This window comes from Phytohabitans aurantiacus (assembly GCF_027923225.1).
Lineage (GTDB): Bacteria > Actinomycetota > Actinomycetes > Mycobacteriales > Micromonosporaceae > Phytohabitans > Phytohabitans aurantiacus.
On record NZ_BSDI01000019.1, the window covers coordinates 210,141 to 217,599 of the forward strand.

The window sequence follows — 7,459 nt, forward strand, 5'->3', positions numbered from 1 at the left end:
CGCCTCGTGATGCGGGCACGGACAAATCACGCGGGCACGCCGGCCTCCGCCAGGAGCATCGTGGTCAGCGCGCCCGCGTCGGTCGCCTGGCCGCGCGCGGCGAACCAGTCCGACACCACCCGCACGTCACGGGCCAGGAACTCGCGGCCGCGCGGGTTCGCCACCACGTCCACCACCTGCGGCAGATCGATCAGCACCAGCCGCTCGCCGTGCACGAGCAGGTTGTACGGCGACAGGTCGCCGTGTGCCAATCCGGCCCGCGCCAGTACCACCAGGGCGTCCACGAGTTGCTCCCACAGCCCGGAGAGCTGCGCGCCCGAAGGGCGCATCTGTGCGAGCCGGGGCGCCGCCTCGCCGTCCTCCCCGATGAACTCGAGCATCAGCTCGGTGCCGAGCAACTGCACCGGGTACGGCACCGACACCGACCCGTACGAGGAGCCGATCTCCCACAGGCGGGACAGCGCCGCGAACTCGGCCGCCGCCCACTGTCCGGCGATCATCTCCCGCCCGAACGAGGTGCGGTTGGCCATCGCGCGGTTTTCCCGGGAGCGCCGCACCCGCCGCCCTTCCAGGTAACCCGCGTCGCGGTGGAAGAGGCGGTGCTCGGCGCTCCGGTACCGCTTGGCGGCCAGCAGGCACACCCGATCGGTGCCGGGAACCCCTCGCTCGACAAGGTAGACGTCGGCTTCCTTGCCGGTTTTCAGGATGCCGAGCTCGGTGTCGACGGCCGCGAACTCAGTGACCAGCCAGTCAGGATGCGGCTCGGGACCGTGCTCGGAACCGTCCCATGTGGACCAGCGATGGCCGGTCTCGGGCTCGTCGGTGTCGGCGTTGGTATCAAAGGCGGCCGCGGCGCGCGGCCCCCGCTTCACAAAGTCAAAGTCATCGTCGTCAAAGCGGCGACGGGGCATGATGGGGTCTCCTGGTTCGAGGCGAAAGTGGGCATGCGAAGGCGCGAGACGATGGCAACCATTACGCGACCCCCTTTCACTCGATCCGAGGACAAGTAAAAGCACCCTTCTGCGGGAGGGCAACCGATTATTCAGGCGTAGCGCGCGGCTCCCGCGCTGGCGAGCACCGTCGCCAGGGCCGGGATCACACCCTCGGCGATCCGTGTCGGCCTGAACCGCGACTCGACCCACGTGCGGCCCCGGTGCAGCCACACGCTGGGCAACCCCATCGCGGCCGCCCCGCCGATGTCGGCCTCCGGGCTGTCGCCGATCACCCACGCTCCCTGGAGCCGCATCCGCACCCGCTGCGCCGCGAGCGCGAAGATCCGCGGGTTCGGCTTGCTGACCCCGGCGTCTTCGGAGATCACCCAATCGGCGACGTACTGATCCAGCCCGGTCCGCCTGATCTTGATGTCCTGCTGCCGGCTCGCACCGTTCGTGACCACCACCGGCACCCAGCCGGCGTCGTCGGCGATCCGCAGCGCGCACGCCACCAGCGGATCGAGCGAGAGGCGCTCGACCAGCCCTTCGGTGAGCTCGTCGACGAGGTCGATCGACGGGATGCGCAGCCGGTACCGGTCGCGGATCGCGTCGGCGACGTCCCACCGGTCGGTCAGTCCATCGGCGTCGATGGCGATCAGCCAGTCGAGGTCTGCCAGCGGCGCGCCGATCTCGGCCAGGAACCCCTTTGCCCACCCCACGAACGCCCCTGCACGGTCGAGCAGGGTGTTGTCCAGATCGAGGAGCAGGAGGGGCACTCGCGCACCCTACGTGACCACGTGGTCCTTACAACAGATCCGAATCGTTAACAAGCTGTGTGACAACTCAGGCCGCCAGCTCGGGCCGACGTTTTCCCTGGTCAGGACGGTGTTCGGCGAGCATGGCGTGCGCCGCCCGCACACGGTCCACCTCGCTGGCATCGAGCGTCGCCACCACGACCCGCTCGCCCTCGTCCGGCGCGCGCTCCAGCGGTCGCCCTTCCGGGTCATAGATGGCCGCCCCACCGTTGAATCGCCACGGCGCCACTCCGCCGACCGAGTTCGCGAAAACCACATACATCGAGTTGTCGAGCGCTCGCGCCGCGTAATACACATCGCGCCGATGCTCCGAACCCACCACGTATCCGCTCGGATACACGCACGCGTGCGCGCCCGCCACCGCCGCCGCCCGGCCATGTTCGGGAAAACAACCGTCGTAACAAACCCCCAGCCCGAACCGCCATCCGTCCACCACGAGCGTCGCACCGGACGCGCCGGGCGTGAACAGCGCTTTTTCGTCCGGTCCGCACAGGTGCTGTTTGTCGTACGCGGCCGACACCTCGCCGGCCCGATCCACCACCAGCGCCGCACACGTGCGCCGGCCGTCCGGATGCCGCACGGCCGCGCCAACCACAACGACCACTCCGCGCTCGCGGGCCGCCGCGCGCAACGGATCCAGGCGCCCGTCCGCTACGCGTCCGGCGCCATCGGCCGCCACGTCGGTCGCCGTCCGCTTCAAAACAGGCGGGTGATACGCCGGTAGAAAAAGCTCTGGGAGTACCGCCAGCGTGGCCCCCTGGTCGGCGGTGATCCTTGCGAGTTGGGCCGCCCGTGCCGCGTTGCCCGCGACATCGCCGGGCACCGCCTCGGCCTGCACCGCGGCCACAGTGAGCGAGGGAGGTGGCGCGGCGGCGCCTGGACTGGGCGAACCATTGAGCGCTGTGGGACGCACGCTTCGATCCTGCCAGAATCACTCTCGATGAGCTTCTACGAACCGGTCGGCGACGACGCGTTCGCCGCCACGCCGCACACGCAGGGCCCCTGGGTGCCCGGGCAGCAGCACGCCGGCCCGCCGTCCGCCCTGCTGGCTCGGGCCATCGAGCGCGTACCGTCCACAGTGGCCGGCCCGGCCCAGGTGGTGCGCCTGACCGTCGAGATCCTCGGCGCGGTGCCGGTGACCGAGATACGCACCCGCGCCCAGGTGGTCCGGCCGGGCCGCTCCGTGGAGTTGGTCGAGGCCGAGCTACTCGTCGGCGAACGCCCAGTTGTCAAGGCGCGCGCCTGGCGGGTGCGCACCGCACCGCTCGACCTCACCCTGCCGCCACCCGCGCCCGCGCCGCCGCTGCCGGCCGATGAGACGACCTTCGCCCAGTCGATGTGGCAGGTCGGGTACCTGAAGGCGCTGGAGTGGCGGTTCGCCGAGGGACACTTCGAGGAGCCCGGCCCGGCCGTCGTGTGGGCCCGGCAGCGGGTGCCGTTGGTGTCGGGTGAGGAGCCGAGCGGCCTGCAGCGCCTGCTGGTACTGGCCGATTCCGGCAACGGCGTCAGCGGCCTGATCGACTCGGACGAGTGGCTCTTCATCAACACCGAGCTGACCGTCCACCTGCACCGCCAGCCGGCCGGCGAGTGGATGTGCATGAGCGCCCGCACCACGCTCGACCCGAGCGGCGTGGGCCTGGCCGAGACCGAGCTGTTCGACCGGGCTGGACGGGTGGGGCGGGGCGCCCAGGCGCTTCTGGTCGGCCGGCGCGGTTAACCAAGCCGTACGTACGGATTGCCCCGTGCTGGGTCGTCATGACACGATCGCTGCGTGCCCAGGGTAAGCCAGGACCAGCTCGACGCACGCCGCCAGGAGATCCTCGGCGCGGCGCGGGCCTGCTTCGCTCGGCACGGCTACGAGGGCGCTACGGTACGCCGGCTCGAAGAGGCGACCGGGCTCTCCCGGGGTGCGATCTTCCACCACTTCCGCGACAAGGACTCGCTCTTCCTCGCCGTCGCCGAAGACGACGCCGTCGCCATGGTCGAGACCGTGGCGCGCAACGGCCTCGTCCAGGTCATGCGCGACCTGCTCGCCCGCGCCGACTCCAGCGAGACCGCCGGCTGGCTCGGCAGCCAGCTGGAGGTGTCCCGCCGGCTGCGCACCGACCCAGACTTCGCCAAGAGGTGGGCGCAGCGGTCGGCCGCGATCACCGACGCGACCCACGAGCGCCTGCGCCGCCAGCGGGAGGCCGGGGTGCTGCGGGACGACGTACCCCTTGAGGTTTTGACGCAGTTTTTGGAGCTGGCTTACGACGGCCTGGTGTTGCACCTGGCCATGGGGCGCCCGGCGGGCGACCTCGGGCGCGTTCTCGACCTGGTCGAAGAGGCCGTCCGGCGCGCGTGACACCGGGTCGCACACTGGGGAGCATGTACGGGGTCGGCATCGGGTGGCGTCCCGAGATCTCCGGGTTCGTGGCTGATCTGCCCGGGTTGCGCTTCACCGAGGTGATCGCCGAGTCGGTGCCGGCTACCGGACCGCTGCCGGAACCGCTCACCGCGCTGCGCGACCGGGGTGTGGCGGTGGTGCCGCACGGCGTGCGGCTCTCCCTCGGCGGCGCCGAGCCCGTCGACCCGGCCCGCGTGCGCCACCTCGCCACCGCCGCCGAGCGGCTGGGCGCTCCGCTGGTCAGCGAGCACATCGCGTTCGTGCGGGCCGGCGGCCTGGAGGCGGGTCACCTGCTTCCGCTGCCACGCAGCCGCGAGGCGGTCGACGCGGTGGTCGCCAACGTCGCCCGTGCCCAGGCCGAACTGCCGGTGCCGATCGCGCTGGAGCCGATCGCCGCGCTCTTCGACTGGCCGGACGACGAGCTGACCGAGGCGGAGTTCCTGACCGAGATCCTCGACCGCACCGGGGCGGGGCTGCTCCTCGACGTGGCCAACGTGTACGCCAACGCTCGCAACCGTGGCATCGACCCGGTCGACCTGCTCGACCACCTGCCCTTGGAGCGGGTGGCGTACGTCCACGTGGCCGGCGGCGCCGAACACGACGGCCTCTACCACGACACCCACACCCACGCGGTACCCGAGCCGGTCCTTGACCTGGTCACGGGCCTCTGCGAGCGGCACCGCCCGCCGGCGCTGATGCTGGAACGCGACGGCACCTACCCACCCGCCGCCACATTGCGCGCCGAGCTGGACGCGATAGCGGCAGCTTCCGGCTACCCGGTGATGACATGACCCGCTCCCCGGCCCCGCTCACGTCGATCTTGCAGTTGTCATGGCGGATTGCCCGGTTTGGGACATGACAAGCGCAAGATCGCCGGGATCGGGTGAGACGCTGCAGGAGAGGCAGGCGGCGCTTGTTGAGGCGCTGGTCGCCGGGGCGGCCATCCCCGACGGGTTTGACGCGCGCCTTGTCGAGGCTGCCCGGCGGGCGTTGTTGCGGAAGCGGGCCGGTGATGTGGCGCGGCACTGGCCGCTGCTGGCGGCTTCGTTCGGCGCGCGATGGCCAGAGGTGTTCGCCGAGTGGGCCGCCGGCCGGCCGCCACAGGGCGGCTGGCAGGACGGCCTGGACCTGGCCCGCTCGGTCCCGCTCACCGGAGCCGCGGCGGCCGAGCTCGCCTCCCGCACGCCCCGCCCCCGCCGATGGTGGCATCGACGCCGCTCGTGACACGATCAGCTCATGGATCTCGGACTCAGCGAACGGGTGTACGTCCTCACCGGCGCGTCCCGTGGCTTGGGGTTCGCCACCGCAGAATGCCTGGTGGCCGACGGAGCCCGCGTGGTGCTATCCGCCCGCTCAGCCGACGGTGTGGCCGCCGCCTGCGAAAAGCTCGGCGATCGAGCCTTCGGCGTACCGGCCGACCTCCGCGACCCGGCCGCCGCGGGCCACCTCGTCGAGGCGGCCCGGAACCAGTTCGGCCGGCTGGACGGCGCACTATTGTCGGTGGGCGGACCGCCGCGCGGCACCGCCGCCGAGATCAGCGACGACCAGTGGCGCGACTCGTTCGAGACGGTCTTCCTCGGCGCCGTCCGGGCAGCCCGCACGGTGGCCGGCGCACTCGGTGAAGGCGGGGCCATCGGCCTCGTACTGTCAACCTCCGTGCGCAGCCCGCTCCCCGGCCTCGGCATCTCCAACGGCCTCCGGCCGGGGCTGGCGGCGGTGGCCAAGGACATGGCTGACGAGTACGGTCCCCGGGGGTTGCGCGTGTTCAGCCTGCTGCCCGGCCGCTTCCTGACCGACCGCAACCGCGAGCTGTTCGCCGCCACCGGCGACGCCGACCGTGCCCGCGCCGAGGCGGAGGCGTCGATCCCGCTCCGCCGCATAGGCGACCCCGCCGAGTTTGGGCGCGTGGCCGCCTTCCTGCTCTCGCCCGCGGCCAGCTACGTAAGCGGCACCGCCATCCCGATAGACGGCTCCTTCCTCCGCTCCCTCTAACCCACCGCGCCCCGCCCACCCCGTCCCAGCTCGCGCCACCCACTCCCGCGCGACCACACTCCGGCGCCATCACACCCCGCGCCGCCGCGCCCCGCGCCCGACTGCGCCCGGCCCGCGCCGCCGGCCCGCCGAGCCCGCGCCGCCGGACCGCGCCGCCCGCCCGTGCGCCCGCCCGGCCGCGCCGCGCCTCTCCCCCGCCGCGCCGCCCCTCTTCTCGTCGATCAAGGGCGAATGCACGCGCTTTGATCTCTTTTCCGCGTGTATTTGCCCTTGATCCATGCGATTTCCCTTGATCGGCGGGGCCGGGTGGGGCCTGGGCTCCTCGCCCGGGCCGCCGCGCGCCCACAGCCCCACCCCCTCTCTCTCCCGCCGATCAAGGGCTAACGCACGCGCTTTGATCTCTTTTTCACGTGACAATGCCCTTGATCGCGACGAAATCCCTTGATCGGCTATCGCCAGGCAAGGAAATGGTGGCGCCGACCCCATAGGGTGCGCTCTATGGCAGCGCTCCAACCGTGGCACCTGGTGGTAGCAGCGTGCGTTTTTCTCGTCACAGCAGCCGTCCTCGTAGGGGTCGGCCTCATGTCGATCAGGCGGCAACGATAAAGGGATGAGGCCCTCGAAATCCCAGGTCGCCGCCGCAGCCGGCTGCACCATCCCAGACGTGATCCGCGACGATCTTGACGTGCTCTTCTGCGGGATCAACCCGGGCCTTTACTCGGGCGCGACAGGCCACCATTTCGCGCGGCCGGGCAACCGATTCTGGCCGGCGCTGCACCGGGCGGGCTTCACCCCGCGTCAGCTCGACCCGGCTGAGCAGGGAGAACTGCTGGAGTACGGACTAGGGATCACGAACCTGGTGGCCCGAGCCACCGCGCGCGCGGACGAGTTGGCCGTCGCCGAACTGGTCGAAGGCGGTCAAATCCTCGCCGCCAAGGTGGCCCGACGCCGGCCGCGGTGGGTGGCGGTGGTGGGTGTAACCGCCTACCGGACGGCTTTCGGACGGCCGAAGGCTGCCGTGGGACGGCAGACTGAAGGGCTCGGGGCGGCGGGGCTGTGGGTGCTGCCCAATCCAAGCGGACTCAACGCGCACTTCCAGCTCGACGCGTTGGCGGCCGAGTTCGCCGCGCTGCGCGCGGCGGCGGCGGCGGCCTAGGCGACCAGCGCGGCGCAACCCCGATCAAGGAACGTCGCATGGATCAAGGGCAAATACACGCGGAAAAGAGATCAAACCACGCGCTTTTGGCTCTCCTGTCTGATGTGTGGGTCAGGTGGGAGAGTTGCGGCCGGGTAGTGGGGTTTGGTAGCCGCCGAGGTGTAGGCGGGTGAGGGCG

General features: G+C 71.3%; 9 protein-coding genes. 6 read left to right on the top strand and 3 right to left on the bottom strand.

Annotated elements, in window-relative coordinates; genetic code table 11:
- Positions 1–26 precede the first annotated feature (26 nt).
- The 3 genes from QMG73_RS21380 to QMG73_RS21390 all read right to left on the bottom strand — a co-directional run bounded on the left by QMG73_RS21380 (position 27) and on the right by QMG73_RS21390 (position 2,585).
- A complete protein-coding gene (locus tag QMG73_RS21380) occupies positions 27–911 on the bottom strand; it encodes a serine protein kinase RIO (RefSeq protein WP_281898288.1) in 885 nt (294 codons plus the stop codon).
- A gap of 131 nt (positions 912–1,042) precedes the next feature.
- The gene (locus QMG73_RS21385) at positions 1,043–1,708 is read right to left on the bottom strand and encodes an HAD family hydrolase (protein ID WP_281898291.1); all 666 of its coding nucleotides are present in this window, start codon (positions 1,706–1,708) and stop codon (positions 1,043–1,045) included.
- 67 nt (positions 1,709–1,775) lie between these two features.
- Entirely contained in the window at positions 1,776–2,585 is an 810-nt protein-coding gene (locus tag QMG73_RS21390) for a carbon-nitrogen hydrolase family protein (protein ID WP_281898293.1), read from the bottom strand.
- Positions 2,586–2,687: 102 nt separating this feature from the next.
- Between QMG73_RS21390 and QMG73_RS21395 the strand changes: the two genes are divergently transcribed.
- From QMG73_RS21395 to mug, 6 genes are all read left to right on the top strand, one after another.
- Entirely contained in the window at positions 2,688–3,464 is a 777-nt protein-coding gene (locus QMG73_RS21395) for a thioesterase family protein (protein WP_281898295.1), read from the top strand.
- A 54-nt stretch (positions 3,465–3,518) separates the two neighbouring features.
- Positions 3,519–4,091: a TetR/AcrR family transcriptional regulator gene (locus QMG73_RS21400; RefSeq protein ID WP_281898297.1), complete on the top strand. Its 573-nt coding sequence runs from the start codon at positions 3,519–3,521 to the stop codon at positions 4,089–4,091.
- 23 nt (positions 4,092–4,114) lie between these two features.
- Entirely contained in the window at positions 4,115–4,924 is an 810-nt protein-coding gene (locus QMG73_RS21405) for a DUF692 domain-containing protein (protein WP_281898299.1), read from the top strand.
- A 64-nt stretch (positions 4,925–4,988) separates the two neighbouring features.
- Positions 4,989–5,357 carry a hypothetical protein gene (locus QMG73_RS21410; RefSeq protein ID WP_407676835.1) on the top strand — a complete coding sequence of 123 codons (369 nt, stop codon included), beginning with the start codon at positions 4,989–4,991 and terminating at the stop codon, positions 5,355–5,357.
- 12 nt (positions 5,358–5,369) lie between these two features.
- A complete protein-coding gene (locus tag QMG73_RS21415) occupies positions 5,370–6,125 on the top strand; it encodes an SDR family oxidoreductase (RefSeq protein ID WP_281898301.1) in 756 nt (251 codons plus the stop codon).
- 610 nt (positions 6,126–6,735) lie between these two features.
- Positions 6,736–7,281, top strand: coding sequence for a G/U mismatch-specific DNA glycosylase (gene mug, locus QMG73_RS21420; RefSeq protein ID WP_281898303.1), 546 nt, complete (start codon positions 6,736–6,738; stop codon positions 7,279–7,281).
- Positions 7,282–7,459: the final 178 nt, after the last annotated feature.